The 16,943-nt window shown below is 68.6% G+C and carries 13 protein-coding genes; 9 read left to right on the top strand and 4 right to left on the bottom strand.

Annotation, left to right across the window (positions count from 1 at the left end; all coding sequences use genetic code 11):
• Positions 1-34: 34 nt before the first annotated feature.
• The gene (locus BTE28158_RS30785; protein WP_151049555.1) at positions 35-1,678 is read right to left on the bottom strand and encodes a 3-(methylthio)propionyl-CoA ligase; all 1,644 of its coding nucleotides are present in this window, start codon (positions 1,676-1,678) and stop codon (positions 35-37) included.
• Between the two features lie 153 nt (positions 1,679-1,831).
• On the opposite strand from BTE28158_RS30785, the gene BTE28158_RS30780 reads away from it, so the two are divergent.
• The 5 genes from BTE28158_RS30780 to BTE28158_RS30760 all read left to right on the top strand — a co-directional run bounded on the left by BTE28158_RS30780 (position 1,832) and on the right by BTE28158_RS30760 (position 5,636).
• Positions 1,832-3,400: a protein adenylyltransferase SelO gene (locus tag BTE28158_RS30780; RefSeq protein WP_151049557.1), complete on the top strand. Its 1,569-nt coding sequence runs from the start codon at positions 1,832-1,834 to the stop codon at positions 3,398-3,400.
• 38 nt (positions 3,401-3,438) lie between these two features.
• Complete coding sequence (gene msrB, locus BTE28158_RS30775; RefSeq protein WP_151049559.1) at positions 3,439-3,870, top strand: peptide-methionine (R)-S-oxide reductase MsrB; 432 nt, start codon at positions 3,439-3,441, stop codon at positions 3,868-3,870.
• A 124-nt stretch (positions 3,871-3,994) separates the two neighbouring features.
• Positions 3,995-4,525, top strand: a complete 531-nt coding sequence (locus tag BTE28158_RS30770) for a septation protein A (protein ID WP_059604168.1) — start codon at positions 3,995-3,997, stop codon at positions 4,523-4,525.
• Position 4,526: 1 nt separating this feature from the next.
• Positions 4,527-4,835 (top strand): BolA family protein, encoded by a 309-nt coding sequence (locus tag BTE28158_RS30765; protein ID WP_059604165.1) that lies wholly within the window; start codon positions 4,527-4,529, stop codon positions 4,833-4,835.
• 18 nt (positions 4,836-4,853) lie between these two features.
• A complete protein-coding gene (locus BTE28158_RS30760) occupies positions 4,854-5,636 on the top strand; it encodes a peptidylprolyl isomerase (protein ID WP_059529712.1) in 783 nt (260 codons plus the stop codon).
• Positions 5,637-5,801: 165 nt separating this feature from the next.
• On the opposite strand, the gene BTE28158_RS30755 is transcribed toward BTE28158_RS30760, so the two are convergent.
• Both BTE28158_RS30755 and purL read right to left on the bottom strand, forming a co-directional pair.
• Entirely contained in the window at positions 5,802-6,344 is a 543-nt protein-coding gene (locus tag BTE28158_RS30755; RefSeq protein WP_124622560.1) for a GNAT family N-acetyltransferase, read from the bottom strand.
• On the bottom strand, positions 6,344-10,408 hold the full coding sequence (gene purL, locus BTE28158_RS30750; protein ID WP_151049561.1) for a phosphoribosylformylglycinamidine synthase: 4,065 nt from the start codon (positions 10,406-10,408) through the stop codon (positions 6,344-6,346). The genes BTE28158_RS30755 and purL overlap by 1 nt, the downstream gene beginning before the upstream one ends.
• Positions 10,409-10,738: 330 nt before the next feature.
• Between purL and BTE28158_RS30745 the strand changes: the two genes are divergently transcribed.
• The 3 genes from BTE28158_RS30745 to pgi all read left to right on the top strand — a co-directional run bounded on the left by BTE28158_RS30745 (position 10,739) and on the right by pgi (position 15,371).
• Positions 10,739-12,040 (top strand): FAD-dependent oxidoreductase, encoded by a 1,302-nt coding sequence (locus BTE28158_RS30745; RefSeq protein ID WP_059604153.1) that lies wholly within the window; start codon positions 10,739-10,741, stop codon positions 12,038-12,040.
• A 52-nt stretch (positions 12,041-12,092) separates the two neighbouring features.
• On the top strand, positions 12,093-13,637 hold the full coding sequence (locus BTE28158_RS30740; protein ID WP_174920269.1) for an NAD(P)H-hydrate dehydratase: 1,545 nt from the start codon (positions 12,093-12,095) through the stop codon (positions 13,635-13,637).
• 111 nt (positions 13,638-13,748) lie between these two features.
• The gene (gene pgi / locus BTE28158_RS30735) at positions 13,749-15,371 is read left to right on the top strand and encodes a glucose-6-phosphate isomerase (RefSeq protein ID WP_151052407.1); all 1,623 of its coding nucleotides are present in this window, start codon (positions 13,749-13,751) and stop codon (positions 15,369-15,371) included.
• Positions 15,372-15,446: 75 nt separating this feature from the next.
• Here pgi and BTE28158_RS30730 read toward each other — a convergent pair whose 3' ends face one another.
• Entirely contained in the window at positions 15,447-16,148 is a 702-nt protein-coding gene (locus BTE28158_RS30730; RefSeq protein ID WP_059680043.1) for an ABC transporter ATP-binding protein, read from the bottom strand.
• Between BTE28158_RS30730 and BTE28158_RS30725 the strand changes: the two genes are divergently transcribed.
• A complete protein-coding gene (locus BTE28158_RS30725; protein ID WP_151052409.1) occupies positions 16,147-16,821 on the top strand; it encodes an arylesterase in 675 nt (224 codons plus the stop codon). The genes BTE28158_RS30730 and BTE28158_RS30725 overlap by 2 nt on opposite strands.
• The last annotated feature ends 122 nt before the right edge of the window (positions 16,822-16,943 follow it).

The raw sequence follows: 16,943 nt of genomic DNA, 5'->3' as shown, positions 1-16,943 counted from the left end.
GGAGACCGCGCGGCGGGCCGTCGCCGGCCGCGGCTTACGGCTCGCCGACCGCCGTCGGCAGCACGTAGTCGCGGAACGCCTCGCGCAGCTTCAGCTTCTGCAGCTTGCCGGTCGCGGTGTGCGGCAGCGATTCGACGAACACGACGTCGTCGGGCACCCACCACTTCGCGACCTTGCCCTCGTAAAACGCGAGCAGCGCGTCACGCGTCAGGTTCGCCCCTTCGCGCGGTACCACGACCAGCAGTGGACGCTCGGTCCATTTCGGGTGCGCGCACGCGATGCACGCGGCTTCAGCCACGCCCGGGTGCGCGATCGCGACATTCTCGATGTCGATCGAGCTGATCCACTCGCCGCCGGACTTGATCACGTCCTTGCTGCGGTCGGTGATCTGCAGGAAGCCGTCGGGGTCGATCGTCGCGACGTCGCCGGTCGGGAACCAGCCGCCCGACAGCGGCGACGTATCGCTCCTGAAGTAGCGATCGATCACCCAGGGCCCGCGCACCTGCAGTTCGCCGAACGCGACGCCGTCCCACGGCAATTCGTGGCCGTCGTCGCCGACGATCCGCATGTCGACACCGCAGATCACGCGCCCCTGCTTCTCCAGCAACCGGCGCTGCGCGTCGAGCGGCCGCTGCGACTGCGCCCAGTTCAGCGTCGCGAGCGTGCCGAGCGGCGACAGCTCGGTCATCCCCCACGCGTGGATCACGCGCACGCCGTATTCGTCCTCGAACGTGCGCAGCATCGCGGGCGGGCACGCGGAGCCGCCGATCACCGTGCGGTTCAGCGTCGAGAAACGCACGCCGGCCTCGCGCATGTAGTTCAGCAGCCCGAGCCACACGGTCGGCACGCCCGCGGAAAACGTCACGCGTTCGGCCTCCATCAGTTCGTACAGCGACCTGCCGTCGAGATCCTTGCCGGGCAGCACGAGCTTGCCGCCCGTGAGCAGCACCGCATACGGCAGGCCCCACGCGTTCACATGAAACATCGGCACGACGGGCAGCACGGCGTCGAGCGCCGACAGGTTCATCGCGTCGGGCAGCGCTGCGCCGTACGCGTGCAGCACCGTCGAGCGATGCGAATACAGCACGCCCTTCGGGTTGCCGGTCGTGCCCGACGTGTAGCACAGGCCGGACGCCTGCAGCTCGTCGAGACGCGGCCAGTCGTAGCGGCCGTCCTCGGCGTCGACGAGCGTTTCGTAGCACAGGAACGGCGTCGCGCCGGACGGCAGGTGCGCGGCGTCGGTCATCGCGATCCAGCCTTTCACGTGCGGACACTGCGGCGCGATCGCGTCGACCAGCGGCGCGAAATTGATGTCGAAGCAGACGTAGCGGTCTTCCGCGTGATTGACGATGTAGGCGATCTGCTCGGGAAAGAGGCGCGGGTTGATCGTGTGGCACACGGCGCCCATCCCGCCGATCCCGTAGTACGCCTCCAGGTGCCGGTAGCCGTTCCAGGCCAGCGTGCCGACGCGGTCGCCCGACTCGACGCCGAGCCGCGCGAGCGCCTGCGCGAGCCGCTTCGCGCGCTGCTCGCAGTCGCGGTACGTGTAGCGATGCAGGTCGCCTTCCACGCGCCTCGACACGATCTCCGTGTCACCCGCGTAACGCGCGGCGTGCGCGATCAGCGACGACACCAGCAACGGCATGTCCATCATCTGGCCCAGCAACGGCTTACCCATCGTCTTGTTCTCCCGGAAGGACGCGAATCGGTGACCAGCCTCGAAGCGGTGCGCCGGCTTGCGGCCCGGACAGGCCTGGCGCAAGGCGCGCGGGCCGCCATGCGGGCGGCGCGGCGCCGCCTTACAATATCGGCTTACCCAGAGGCGCTCAACATGTCGTTTTCCCGAAGCGCAGCCGATACGGCTGACACTCTTCCCGACCTCGCCGCGACGCTCGGTGCGCCGGCCGCCGGCGCATTCGTCACGCTCGGCGATGCGTTTCATACGCGGCTGCCGGCCGCACCGCTGCCCGCGCCGTACGTCGTCGGCTTTTCCGACGAAGTCGCGCACCTGCTCGGCCTGCCGGTGTCGATTGGCCAGCAGCCCGGGTTCGCCGAGCTCTTCGCCGGCAACCCGACGCGCGACTGGCCCGCGAGCGCGATGCCGTATGCGTCGGTGTATTCCGGCCACCAGTTCGGCGTGTGGGCCGGCCAGCTCGGCGACGGCCGCGCGCTGACGATCGGCGAACTCCCCGGCACGAACGGCCAGCGCTACGAACTGCAGATCAAGGGCGGCGGCCGCACGCCGTATTCGCGGATGGGCGACGGCCGCGCGGTGCTGCGCTCGTCGATCCGCGAATTCCTGTGTTCGGAAGCCATGCATCACCTCGGCATCCCGACCACCCGCGCGCTCACGGTGATCGGCTCCGACCAGCCGGTGGTGCGCGAGGAGATCGAGACGTCAGCGGTCGTCACGCGCGTATCGGAGAGCTTCGTGCGCTTCGGCCACTTCGAGCATTTCTTCTCGAACGATCGTCCGGACCTGCTGCGCCAGCTCGCCGATCACGTGATCGATCGCTTCTATCCGGCATGCCGCGACGCCGACGATCCGTACCTCGCGCTGCTCGAAGCCGCGACGCTGCGCACGGCCGACCTCGTCGCGCAGTGGCAAGCGGTCGGCTTCTGCCACGGCGTGATGAACACCGACAACATGTCGATCCTCGGCATGACGATCGACTACGGCCCATTCGGCTTCGTCGACGCGTTCGACGCGAACCACATCTGCAATCACTCCGACACGAGCGGCCGCTACGCGTACCGGATGCAGCCGCGCATCGCGCACTGGAACTGCTACTGCCTCGCGCAGGCGCTGCTGCCGCTGATCGGGCTGCAGCACGGGATCGCCGACGACGATGCGCGCGCCGAGCGCGCGGTCGACGACGCGCAGGCCGTGCTCGCGAAATTTCCCGAACGCTTCGGCCCCGCGCTCGAACGCGCGATGCGCGCGAAGCTCGGCCTCGAACTCGAGCGCGAGAACGACGCCGAGCTCGCGAACAAGCTGCTCGAAACGATGCACGCGAGCCATGCGGACTTCACGCTGACGTTCCGCCGGCTCGCGCAGCTGTCGAAGCACGACGCGAGCCGCGACGCGCCGGTGCGCGACCTGTTCATCGATCGCGACGCATTCGACGCGTGGGCGAACCTCTATCGCGCCCGGCTGTCCGAGGAAACGCGCGACGACGCGGCCCGCGCGGCCGCGATGAATCGCGTGAATCCGAAATACGTGCTGCGCAATCATTTGGCCGAAGTCGCGATCCGGCGCGCGAAGGAAAAGGATTTTTCCGAAGTCGAGCGGCTCGCGCAGGTGCTGCGCCGGCCATTCGACGAACAACCGGAACACGAAGCGTATGCGGCATTGCCGCCAGACTGGGCCGGGTCGCTCGAAGTGAGCTGCTCGTCGTGACCCGCACGACCCGACCGATCGATCAGGAGAACACCCACATGTCACACGATTCCGACGACAAGACCTTCCCGTACCAGAAGGACGACGCCGAATTGCGCCGCCGGCTCACGCCGATGCAGTACGAGGTCACGCAGCATGCGGCGACCGAGCGGGCCTTCACCGGCGAATACACCGATACCGAGGACGCCGGCATCTACAAATGCGTCGTCTGCAGCACGCCGCTGTTCGAATCCGGCGCCAAATTCCATTCGGGCTGCGGCTGGCCCAGCTACTTCAAGCCGCTCAACGGCGAGGTGATCGACGAGAAGATCGACCGCTCGCACGGCATGGTGCGCGTCGAGGTTCGCTGCAACCATTGCGGCGCGCATCTCGGCCACGTGTTCGAGGACGGCCCGCGCGACCAGACCGGTTTGCGGTACTGCATCAATTCGGCTGCGTTAAACTTCGAGTCCCGACCCGAAAACGAATGAGCGGCACCGGACGAATCGGTCGGACAGCCTTCCCGGCTGCCCCGATCCCGGACGGTGGCGCCTGGCGGGTCCCCACAACGGTGAAAGGCCGCGCGATGCGGCCTTTCACGCAGCTGCGAGCGCCATGAAATTCCTGTTCGATCTGTTTCCGATCATCCTGTTTTTCGCCGCCTTCAAGGTCTGGGGCATCTTCACCGCCACCGCCGTCGCGATCGTCGCGACACTGGCCCAGGTCGCGTGGGTAGCCTTCCGGCACCGGAAGGTCGACACGATGCTGTGGGTCAGTCTCGGCGTGATCGTCGTCTTCGGTGGCGCCACCCTCGTCCTGCATGACGAGAAATTCATCCAATGGAAACCGACTGTGCTGTACTGGCTGTTTGCGATCGGGCTGCTCGCCGCACGCTATGCGTTCGGCAACAACCTGATCGAGAAGATGATGGGCAAGCAGCTCACGCTGCCGCACCCCGTGTGGGACAAGCTGAACGTCGCGTGGGCGCTGTTCTTCGCGGTGCTCGGCGTCGCGAACCTGTACGTGGTGCACAACTACACCGAATCGCAGTGGGTGAACTTCAAGCTGTTCGGCACGACGGGCGCGATGGTCGTGTTCATCATCCTGCAGAGCCTGTGGCTCACGAAGTACATGAAGGACGAGTGACATGAACGACGCCTTTCTCCAAGCATCGCCCGACGAACGCATCGCGCTGATCGAAGCGCGCCTGACCGCATCGCTCGCGCCGCTATCGCTCGCGGTGCGCGACGACAGCGCGCAGCATGCGGGCCACGCCGGCGCGGCCGCCGGCGGCCACTACACCGTGACGATCGTGTCGGCCGCCTTCGCGGGCAAGCCGCGCGTCGCGCGGCACCGGCTGGTGTATGATGCGCTCGCTGATGCGATGCAGCGCGGCATTCATGCGCTCGCGATCGTGGCTTATACGCCCGAAGAATTCAACGAATCTTCAATCTAGTCTCAACAGGAATTCCCGATGATCCTGAAATCCCCCCGCCTGTGGGTCGCGGCGGCTGCATTTGCAGCGGCACCGGCATTCGCCCAGAACATCGCCGTCGTCAACGGCACGCCGATTCCGAAGTCGCGCGCCGACGCGATGGTCGCGCAACTCGTCCAGCAAGGCCAGACCGACAGCCCGCAGCTGCAGCAAGCCGTGCGCCAGGAACTCGTGAACCGCGAAATCCTGATGCAGGAAGCGATCCGCGAAGGCATCCCGAACCGTCCGGACGTGAAGGCACAGGTCGCCGTCGCGCAGCAGACGGTGGTGCTGCGCTCGATGATCGAGAGCTTCCTGAAGAAGAACCAGCCGACCGACGCGGAAGTGAAGGCGCGCTATGACGATCTCGTGAAGGGCGCCGGCGGCAACCGCGAGTATCACCTGCACCACATCCTCGTCGACAGCGAGCAACAGGCGAAGGACCTGATCGCGAAGATCAAGGCCGGCGCGAAGTTCGAGGATCTGGCCAAGCAGTACTCGAAGGACCCGGGCTCGGGCAAGAACGGCGGCGACCTCGACTGGTCCGATCCGAAGGCGTACGTGCCGGAATTCGCGGCCGCCGCGCAGAAGCTCCAGAAAGGCCAGATGACCGACGCGCCGGTGAAGACGCAGTTCGGCTGGCACATCATCCGTGTCGACGACGTACGCGACATCGCCCCGCCGCCGTTCGACCAGGTGAAGGCTCAGATCGCGCAGCAGCTCGTGCAGCAGAAGCTGCAGGCGTTCGAGGAAGGCCTGCGCCAGCAGGCGAAGATCCAGTAACGTCGGCGACGATCGCCCACGCAAAGGCCGCTCCCCGGAGCGGCCTTTTTCTTTTTCACGCATGCTTGTGGTGGGCCGGCCCACGCGGCGGCCGGACAAGGAAAAAGCCGCTTCAAGGCGGCTTTTCAGGACTGCGGGATCGCGTACGGGCAGCGCGGTGAACCGCTATGCCGGATAGAACACATCGTGGTAGCGGACCTCGCCCGACGGCCGCGGCGCGGCTTCGTCGAACGACAGCGCGAGAAAATACTCGGGCGGCGCATCCGGGAACACCAGATCGCCGGACCGCACAAAGTCGAAACGCGCGTAATACGCGGGATCGCCGAGCACGACGCAGCCGCGCGCACCGAGCCGGCGCAACGCGTCGAGCCCCGTGCGCACGAGCCCCGCGCCGATGCTCTGCCGCTGGCATTCAGGCAGCACCGCGAGCGGCGCGAGCCCGTACCACTGCTGGTTGCCGGCCGGCTCGCCGCCGATCGACACCGGCGAAAACGCGACGTGACCGATCACGCGCTCGTCGCGCTCCGCAACGAGCGACACGCTGAGCACACCCTCCGCGCGCAGCGCATCGACGATCTGCCGTTCGAATCGACCCTGCTGAGGCTCGTCCGCGAACGCGGCCACGATCACACGACCGATCGCATCGACATCGCTCGCGCGTTCGTCGCGCAGCGTGACGATCTCGACCGGTGCGTGCGGATCGAACATCAGCCGATCCAGCGGCGTGCGTTACGGAACACGCGCATCCAGGGGCTCGCTTCGCCCCAGCCTTCCGGATGCCAGCTCATCGTGACCGTGCGGTGCACGCGCTCCATGTGCGGCATCAGCACCGAGAAGCGGCCGTCGGCCGTCGTGACCGACGTGATGCCGGCCGGCGAGCCGTTCGGGTTGAACGGATAACGTTCGGTCGCCTCGCCACGGTGGTCGACGTAGCGCATCGCGACCGCGACGCGATCGATGTCGCCCTGCTGCGAGAAGTCCGCATAGCCTTCGCCGTGCGCGACCGCCACCGGAATCCGCGAGCCTTCCATCCCCGCGAAGAAGATCGACGGCGACTTCTCCACTTCCACGAACGAGAAGCGCGCCTCGAACTGCTCGGACTTGTTGCGCGTGAACTTCGGCCATGCCTCCGCGCCCGGAATCATCGACGCAAGGCTCGACAGCATCTGGCAACCGTTGCAGATGCCGAGCGCGAACGTGTCGGGACGCGCGAAGAAGGCCGAGAACATGTCGGCGAGCTGCGCGTTGAAGCGGATCGTCTTCGCCCAGCCCTCGCCCGCACCCAGCACGTCGCCGTACGAGAAGCCGCCGCATGCCACCGCGCCCGCGAAATCGGCGAGCGTCGCGCGGCCGGCCAGCAGGTCGCTCATGTGCACGTCGTGCGCGTCGAAGCCCGCGCGGTCGAACGCATATGCCGTTTCCAGATGCGAGTTCACGCCCTGCTCGCGCAGGATCGCGACACGCGGGCGCGCGCCCGTCGCGATGAACGGCGCAGCGATGTCGTCGGCCGGATCGAAGCTCAGCACCGGCGAGATGCCCGGGTCGGCCGCGTCGAGCAGCGCGTCGTATTCGGCATCCGCGCAGGCGGGGTTGTCGCGCAGGCGCGCGATGCGCCAGCTCACTTCGCTCCATGCTCGATGGAGTTCAGCGCGCGGCGCGTCGAACACCTTCTTCGCGTCGCGGTACACCTCGATCACGTCGCGATCGTTGACCGTGCCGATCACGTGCGAGCAGGCCGACAGGCCGAAGTCGCGCAGCGCGCCGAGCACCGCGTCGCGATCGGCCGCGCGCACCTGCACGACGGCGCCGAGTTCCTCCGAGAACAGCGCGCGCAGCGTGCGATCCTCGCGACGGCCGCTCGTCTGCTTCGCCCAGTCCTTCGCGTCGCCATAGTCGGATTCGTGATTCGGGTCGAGCGTCAGCATATCGACGTTCAGCGACACACCCGCGTGGCCCGCGAACGCCATTTCGCACACCGTCGCCCACAGGCCGCCGTCCGAGCGGTCGTGATACGCGAGCAGCTTGTCTTGTGCATTGAGCGACTGGATCGCGTTGAAGAAGCGCTTGAGGTCTTCCGGATCGTCGACGTCCGGCGTCGTGTCGCCGACCTGCTGCGTGACCTGCGCGAAGATGCTGCCACCCATCCGGTTCTTGCCGCGGCCAAGATCGATCGCGATCAGCACGCTGTCGCCCGCATCGGCGACGCGGCGCAGTTGCGGCGTCAGATGGCGGCGCACATCCTCGACCGGTGCGAACGCGGAGATGATCAGCGACACCGGCGACACCACTTCCTTCGCGACGCCCTGCTCATCCCACTTGGTTTTCATCGACAGCGAATCCTTGCCGACCGGGATGCCGATCCCGAGCGCCGGGCACAGCTCCATGCCGATCGCCTTGACCGTGTCGAACAGCGCGGCATCCTCGCCGGCCGTGCCGCACGCGGCCATCCAGTTCGCCGACAGCTTCAGCTTGTCGAGCGACGCGATCGGCGCGCTCGCGATGTTCGTGATCGCCTCGCCGACGGCCATGCGGCCCGATGCCGGCGCGTCGATCACCGCGAGCGGCGTGCGCTCGGCCATCGTCATCGCCTCGCCCTTGAAGCCCGCGTAGTCGAGCGCGGTCACCGCACAGTCGGCCACCGGCACCTGCCACGGGCCGACCATCTGGTCGCGCACCGACGTGCCGCCGACCGAACGGTCGCCGATCGTGATCAGGAACGACTTGCTGCCGACCGTCGGGTGCTTCAGCACGTCGACGGCGACTTCCGACAGCGCGATGCCCGTCACGTCGACCGGCGCGCGCTCCGTCGTCACACGCGTGACGTCGCGATGCATGCGCGGCGGCTTGCCGAGCAGCACTTCCATCGGCATGTCGACCGGGAATTCCTCGACGCCCGTCGCTTCGTCGTCGACGAGCTTCAGCTGGCGTTCGTCGGTCGCGACGCCGACCACCGCGAACGGGCAGCGCTCGCGTGCGCAGATCGCCTCGAAGCGCGGCAGGTCGGCCGGCGCGATCGCGAGCACGTAGCGCTCCTGCGCCTCGTTCGACCAGATTTCACGCGGCGACAGGCCCGATTCCTCGAGCGCGACCTTGCGCAGTTCGAAGCGCGCGCCCTTGCCCGCGCCGTCGACGATTTCGGGAAATGCGTTCGACAGGCCGCCCGCGCCGACGTCGTGGATGCTCAGGATCGGGTTTTCCGCGCCGAGCTGCCAGCAGCCGTTGATCACTTCCTGCGCGCGCCGCTCGATTTCCGGGTTGCCGCGCTGCACCGAGTCGAAGTCGAGTTCGGCCGTGTTCGCGCCGGTCGCCATCGAGCTCGCCGCGCCGCCGCCCATGCCGATCCGCATCCCCGGGCCGCCGATCTGGATCAGCAGCGAGCCTGCCGGCACGTCGTGCTTGTGCGTGTGTTGATCCGCGATGTTGCCGAGGCCGCCCGCGATCATGATCGGCTTGTGATAGCCGCGCACCTGGCCGCCGACGTTCTGCTCGTACACGCGGAAGTAGCCGCCGAGGTTCGGACGGCCGAATTCGTTGTTGAACGCGGCGCCGCCGAGCGGGCCGTCGATCATGATCTGCAGCGGCGACGCGATGCGGTCCGGGCGGCCGTACGGGCCGTGCGCATCGTTCGGGTTGCGCTCGCCGACCGGCTGGGCCGCGTCGCGTGCGTTTTCCCACGACTGGCGTGCGTCCGGCAGATCGAGGTTCGACACGGTGAAGCCCGTGAGGCCGGCCTTCGGACGCGCACCGCGGCCCGTCGCGCCTTCGTCGCGGATCTCGCCGCCCGCGCCGGTCGCCGCGCCCGGGAACGGCGAAATCGCCGTCGGGTGATTGTGCGTCTCGACCTTCATCAGCGTGTGGGTGAGCTCGGTGTGACGACCGTAGCGTTCGCCCGGCTCGCCGGCCGCGCCCGCGTTGCGCGGGAACCAGCGCTCGGCTTCGGCGCCGACCATGATCGACGAGTTGTCCGAATACGCGACGATCGTGCCTTGCGGGCTCAGCTTCTCCGTGTTGCGGATCATCGCGAACAGCGACATGTCCTGTGCTTCACCGTCGATCGTCCACTGCGCGTTGAAGATCTTGTGGCGGCAATGCTCGCTGTTCGCCTGCGCGAACATCATCAGTTCGACGTCGGTCGGGTTTCGTTCGAGCTTGCGGAACGCGTCGACCAGGTAGTCGATCTCGTCGTCGGCGAGCGCGAGGCCCAGCTCGACGTTCGCGCGCTCGAGCGCGCCACGGCCGACGCCCAGCACGTCGACGATCTCGAGCGGCTTGGCCGGCAGTTCGTCGAACAGGTGCTTCGCGTCGTCGCGCGTGGCGACCACGCTTTCGGTCATCCGGTCATGCAGCGCGGCCGCGACGGCTGCGCGCGCGTCGTCGGACAGCGCCTTCTTGCCGCCGAGCAGGCCCGACTTCAGCGTGACCGTGAATTCGACGCCGCGCTCGATGCGGCGCACTTGCGTGAGGCCGCAGTGCTGCGCGATGTCGGTCGCCTTGCTCGCCCACGGCGAAACCGTGCCGAAGCGCGGCAGCACGACGAAGGTCTCGGCCGTGCCCTTCTCGGCCGCCGGCTCGAACGGCGCGCCGTAGTGCATCAGCGCGTCGATGCGTGCGCTGTCGTCGGCCGACAGCGGCTCGGCCGCATTGACGAAGTGCAGGAACTGGCCGCGCACCGCGACGATGTTGGCGTCGATTTGCCTGAGCGTGTCGAGCAGACGGGTTTGACGGAAATCGGAGAGGGCCGAAGCGCCGGGAAAACACGAGAAGTGAGCCATGGGCTGGACTGACGTCGATGAGTCGCGCGAGGTGGCGACGTGGGGCGAAAGGAAGGCCGTAATTATACCCGGAAGTCGGCCATCCCAGACCGGCTGATCGGCACCCGTCACGCACCGCGACGGTGCGCCGGCATCCGCCGCACGCAGCGGCCCGCCAGGCCGGCGCGCGCGGCCGCGGTAGCCGGCAACCACCCGGCGGCGGAATCGGACGAGGTCGCGCGAGCCCGGTTCGCGCGATTTTGGCGCTATCATTCCTGGTTCACCGGGCCGGGAGCCCGTCAGCAAATCCTCACCGGGCGGCATGCACGCCGCCCGTCATCGAAGCAATTCATGGATGTCATTGTCATCGGCGGCGGAATCAGCGGCGTCGCCACCGCCTACCAGCTGCGCGCGGCCGGCCATCGCGTATGCATGGTCGAACGCCACGCGACCGTCGCGCAGGGCGCGACCTACGGCGACGGCGGCACGCTGCTGCCGAGCCCACTCGACGTCTGGTTCGGCCCGACCTTCATGCGCCAGCGCCAGCCGCGCGACACCGGCATCGTCTACAAGCCGGGCTTCAACGGCGGCGTGCGCCGCTTCGTCAAGCAGCTCGCCGCGCTGCGCGAGCCCGACGCATTCGCCGCGCAGTACGCGCGGCTGCGCCCGCTGATCGACGCGTCGCGCGAGTCGCTCGCCGACATCGAGGCGCGCTTCCAGCTCGAATTCGAGCAGAAACCCGGGATCCTGCACGTCGTGCGCGACCCGCGCGACTGGGAAGCGCTGCAACCGGCACTCGACCTGTTGCGTGCGCTCGACCAGCCGTACCGGGTGCTCACGGCCGACGAATGCGCGGCGCTCGAGCCTTCGGTGCCGGCCGAGCCCGGCTTTGCCGGCGGCGTGCTGCTCGAGACCGAACGCACCGGAAACTGCCCGCTGTTCGCAAAACTGGTCAAGCAGACGCTCGACGAGCACGGCGTGCAGTTCCGCTTCGGCGCGGACGTCGCCGCGATCCGCGTCGACTCCGGCCGGGCCGCGGTCGAGCTCGCGCCGGCCGGCGGCCGGCACGCGACGAAGGCGCACGAGGTCGACGTGATGTCGGCCGACGCGATCGTGGTCGCCGCGGGTGCCGGCAGCCTGCCGCTGCTCGAGCGGCTCGGCTGGCGGCTGCCGCTGCATCCGGTGCGCGCGCATACGCTGACCGCCCCCGTCGCGTACGAAGAACATGCGCCGCACCTGAGCGTCGTCGATTCGATCAAGCGGATCTCCATCACGCGCACCCACCAGCGGCTGCGCATCGGCGGCGGCGCCGTGCTGCAGAGCCTCGCCGACACCGCGAAGCCGCTCCCCGAGCCGCTGTCCGAGGCCGCGCTCGCGCTGCTCGGCCAGGCCGTCCACGACTGGGTGCCGGGCGCCGCGAAGATTTCCGCCGCCCTGTCGTGGCAGGGCACGCAACTGCTGTCGCCGGACGGCCTGCCAGTCGTCGGTCCGACCCCGCATCCGCGCGTATTCGTCAATTTCGGGCACGGCCCGGCCGGTTGGGGCCTCGCGTGCGGGTCTGCTAAAGTGGTGACCGACTGTCTGAGCGGCGACACGCAGCAGTGGCCCGCCGACACGCTCGCCGCGCTGAGCGCCACGCGCTTCGCGACCTGACCGCCACGGGCCCGTCCCCGGGGCGGCCTCCTCCTGCCGCCATGACCCCGCGATGACGAATCCCCGCCCGCTTCCCGACCCCGCCCCGCTCGCGCTGCTGCGCGTCGCCGACCTGCGCGCGGCCGAGGCCGCCGCGACCGCGGAACTGCCGCCGCACACGCTGATGGGCCGCGCGGGCGCCGCCGCCGCACGCTGGCTGTCCGAACGGGTGGCCGGCGACGACCGCCCGGTCTGGTTCGCGGTCGGCCCCGGCAACAACGGCGGCGACGCGCTGGTGGCCGCCGCGCAATTGCAGCAGCTCGGCGTCGCGACGCAGGCCTGGATGCCCGTGCCGGTCAAGCCGGACGATGCGCAATGGGCGCTCGGTCTCGCGCGTGCGGCCGGCGTGCCGCTGTCGGCCGAGCCGCCCGCCTCGCTCGACGACTACGCGTGGGTCGTCGACGGGTTGTTCGGCATCGGCCTCGCTCGCGTACTCGACGGACCGTTCGCTGCCCAGGCCACGCGTATCGCCGCACATGCCCGAAGCGGCGGCCGCGTGCTCGCGCTCGACGTACCGAGCGGGCTCGACAGCGACACGGGCCGGATCGTCGGCGCCGGCGCCGCCGTCACCGCGACGCACACGCTCACCTTCATCGGTGCGAAGCCCGGCCTGTATACCGGCGACGGCCGCGACCTCGCCGGCGAGATCGACGTCGCGTCGCTCGACGTCGCACCGCCCGCCGCGCCAGCCGTCGTGCTGAACGCACCGGCACGGTTCGCCGCCGCGCTGCCCGCCCGCGCGTTCGCTTCGCACAAGGGCACGTTCGGCAGCCTGGCGGTGCTCGGCGGCGACACCGGCATGTGCGGCGCGCCGATCCTCGCCGCGCGTGCCGCGCTGTTCGCGGGCGCCGGCAAGGTGCATGTGGGCTTTCTCGGCACCGGCGCACCGCCGTACGACCCGCCGTTTCCCGAACTGATGCTGCATCCCGCGGACAATCTCGACCTCGATGCGATGTCCGCGATCGCTGCAGGCTGCGGCCTCGGCGCGCGCGAGGCCGCGGCCACCCTCGTGCGCGACGTACTCGCGCACGACGCCGCGACGCTGCTCGACGCCGACGCGCTGAACCTCATCGCAACGCACGCCGATCTCGCGGCCGCCGTTGTTGCCCGCGGCACCCGGGGCAACGCGTGCGTGCTGACACCGCATCCGCTCGAGGCAGCGCGGCTGCTCGGCAGCGACACCACGACGGTGCAGCACGACCGGTTGGCCGCAGCCCAGGCGCTGGCCGCGCGCTACGCGAGCATCGTCGTGCTGAAGGGTTCGGGCACGGTGATTGCGGCGCCCGACGGCCGCCTGACGATCAATCCGACCGGCAATGCAGCGCTCGCCACCGGCGGCACCGGCGACGTGCTCGGCGGCCTGATCGGCGCGTTGCTCGCGCAGCGCGTCGCGCCGTACGAAGCCGCGCTTGCGGGCGTATACCTGCACGGCCTCGCGGCCGACACGCTGACCGCGAACGGCACGGGTCCGGCCGGCCTCACCGCGGGCGAACTCGCGCCGATGGTGCGCACGCTGATCAATCGCCTTTTTTACCCGTCGGCGCGCGCCGACATATAACGCCGCTATACTGGGTGCCCCGCCGCACGGCGGGCCCGCTCGTCCGCCGGCGTTCCGATCCCGATGCGCCGGCGCGGCATTCCTCCCGATTCACGCTTCACTCGAACCGCCATGACGCTGAATTCGCTCCCCGCCTGGACTGCCCTTCAATCCCACTTCGAACAGATCCGCCACGCGCGGCTGCGCGACTGGTTCGCGCCGGAAAACGACCGCGCGCCGACCCGTGCCGAACGCTTCACGATCCCCGGCGGCGGCCTTGCGGCCGACTTCTCGAAGAACCGCATCAACGACGACACGTTGCGCCTGCTCGTGCAGCTGGCCCGCGAAGCGCGCGTCGAGGCGCGCCGCGACGCGATGTTCGCCGGCGAGATCGTCAACCCGACCGAAGGCCGCGCCGCGCTGCACACGGCATTGCGCGCGACCGACCCGCACGCGCCGTTCCATGCGCAGGTCAGCGCCGAGCGCGCGAAGATGGCGACCTTCGCACGCGCCGTGCGCAGCGGCGCATGGACCGGCTATACCGGCAAGCGCATCCGCCACGTGATCAACATCGGCATCGGCGGCTCGGATCTCGGACCGAAGATGGTCACGCACGCGCTGCACCACGTCGCGACGCCGGACATTTCGACCCACTTCGTGTCGAACGTCGACGGCGCCGATCTCGCGCGCGTGCTCGAACAGGTCGATCCTGAGGAAACGCTCGCGATCATCGTGTCGAAGACCTTCACGACACTCGAGACGATGACGAACGCACGCTCGCTGCGCGACTGGTTCGTCGCGCGCGGCTGCCCGGAAGACGCGCTCGCGAAGCACTTCGTCGGCGTGTCGGCGAACCCGGCCGAGGTCGTGAAGTTCGGCATCTCCGCCGACAACGTGTTCGAAATGTGGGACTGGGTCGGCGGCCGCTATTCGCTGTGGTCGGCGGTCGGCCTGTCGATCATGATCGCGATCGGACCCGAGCAGTTCGACGAACTGCTCGCCGGCGCGAACGACATGGACCGCCATTTCCGCGAAGCGCCGCTCGAGCGCAACCTGCCGGTGTTGCTCGGCCTGATCGGCATCTGGTACCGCAACTTCTTCGGCTCGCAGAGCTATCTCGTCGCGCCGTATTCGGAAGCGCTGCACTACCTGCCGTCGTACCTGCAGCAGCTCGAAATGGAAAGCAACGGCAAGTCCGCGCGCCTGGACGGCACGTTCGTCGACTACCCGACGTCGGCCGTCACGTGGGGCGAGCCGGGCACCAACGGCCAGCACGCGTTTTTCCAGATGCTGCACCAGGGCCCGACGATCGTGCCGATCGACTTCATCGCCGTGCTGACGCCCGAGCATCCGCTCGCGAGCCATCACCCGAAGCTGCTCGCGAACTGCTTCGCGCAGAGTGAAGCGCTGATGCTCGGTCGCACGCTCGACGAAGCGCGCGAGGTCGCCGGCCCCGGCAAGGAAGCGCTCGCGCCGCACCTGACGTTCCCCGGCAACCGCCCGACGACGACGCTGCTGGTGGATGCGCTGACGCCGCGCACGCTCGGCGCGCTGATCGCGCTCTACGAGCACAAGGTGCTGGTGCAGGCAACGGTGTGGGACATCAATCCGTTCGACCAGTGGGGCGTCGAGCTCGGCAAGATTCTCGGCAAGGTCGTCGAAGCCGACCTGTCGGCCGAATCGGTCGATCCCGCGAAGCACGATTCGTCGACGACCGCGCTGATCGAGCGCGCGCGCGCGGCACTCAAGCGCTGACGCGACAACGTCCAACGCATGCCGGCCGCACCGGGCGATCCAGCCGGCGCGGCCAGCAAGCAATTCGGTCTCGCGCTAAGCCGCGTGCGGCGTGACGATGCGGCCGGCGTCGATGGTGACCGTCGTCGCGCAGCGCCGCGCGAGTTCGGCATCGTGCGTGACGAGCACGAGCGTCGCGCCGTGCGTGCGGTTCAGTTCGAACATCAGGTCGATGACGGCGTGGCCCGTGGCTGCATCGAGACTGCCGGTCGGTTCGTCGGCGAACAGGATTGCGGGATGCGTGACGAACGCGCGCGCGAGCGCGACGCGCTGTTGCTCGCCACCGGACAGCAGCTTCGGATAATGCGCGGTGCGCTCGCCGAGACCGACCTGCACGAGCAATGCGCGCGCCCGATCGGCCGCGTCGCGCGCGTTGATGCCGCCCTGCAGTTCGAGCGGAAGCATCACGTTCTCGAGCGCCGTCAGGTGCGGCATCAACTGAAACGACTGGAACACGAACCCGACCGCGCCGTTGCGCAGCGCGGCGCGCTCGTCCTCGTCGAGCTGGTCGAGCGCACGACCGAGCAGGCGAACCGTGCCGCTCGTCGCGCTGTCCAACCCCGCAAGCAGGCCGAGCAGCGTCGATTTTCCCGACCCCGATGCGCCGACGATCGCGAGGCTGCTGCCGGGCCGCACGGCGAACGTGATGCCGTCGAGGATCGTCAGCTCGCCCGTTGCGTCGGCGACCCGCTTGCACACGTCATGGACTTCGATGATCGGATCGGTAATCTTGAACATGGACACGACATTCCGCTTGAAAAGACGCGCGGCGCTCGCCGCGCTGCTGGGTACCCTGCTCGCAGCAAACGTGCCCGCACGCGCTGCGACGACGGCGGCCCCGACATCGGGCCAGCCCGCGCTCGTCGTGCTCGGCGACAGCCTGTCGGCCGAATACGGGTTGCCGCGCGACACCGGCTGGGTTGCGTTGCTGCGGCAACGGCTCGCAACCGAGCGGATCGATTATAGCGTCGCGAACGCAAGCGTCAGCGGCGACACCACGAGCGGTGGCCGTGCGCGACTCCCTGCGGTGCTGCAACGGCTGAAGCCGTCGATCGTCGTCATCGAGCTCGGCTCGAACGACGCGCTGCGCGGCGTGCCGCTCGCGACGACCGAACAGAACCTGCGCGACATCATCACCGATGCGCGACAAGCGCGCGCGAAGGTCGTGCTGGTCGGCATGTACGTGCCGCCCAACTACGGGCCCGACTACACGCAGAAATTCCATGCGGTCTACACGCGCCTGTCGAAGGAGTTCGGCGTACCGCTCGTGCCGTTCCTGCTGGCCGGCATCGAGAACAAGCCGGAGATGTTCCAGGCGGACCAGATGCATCCCGCGCAACAGGCACAGGGCATCCTGCTCGACAACGTCTGGCCGGCGCTGAAGCCGCTGCTCGGCAAGCCGCGCGGCTGACCTCGCGGCGCGCCACCGCCGGAAAGCAAAAAGCCCCGTTTCGAACGGTAATGCCGTTCAGTTAAGCGACTGAACGGCATTTTTGTTTTGGGGAAGGAATGGTTGTAAACGCTGCGCTGAGA

Origin of the sequence: Burkholderia diffusa (assembly GCF_902499115.1) — a bacterium.
Lineage (GTDB): Bacteria > Pseudomonadota > Gammaproteobacteria > Burkholderiales > Burkholderiaceae > Burkholderia > Burkholderia diffusa.
The sequence above is the reverse complement of the archived record's forward strand: the minus strand, read 5'-3'. Positions and strand labels throughout refer to the sequence as shown.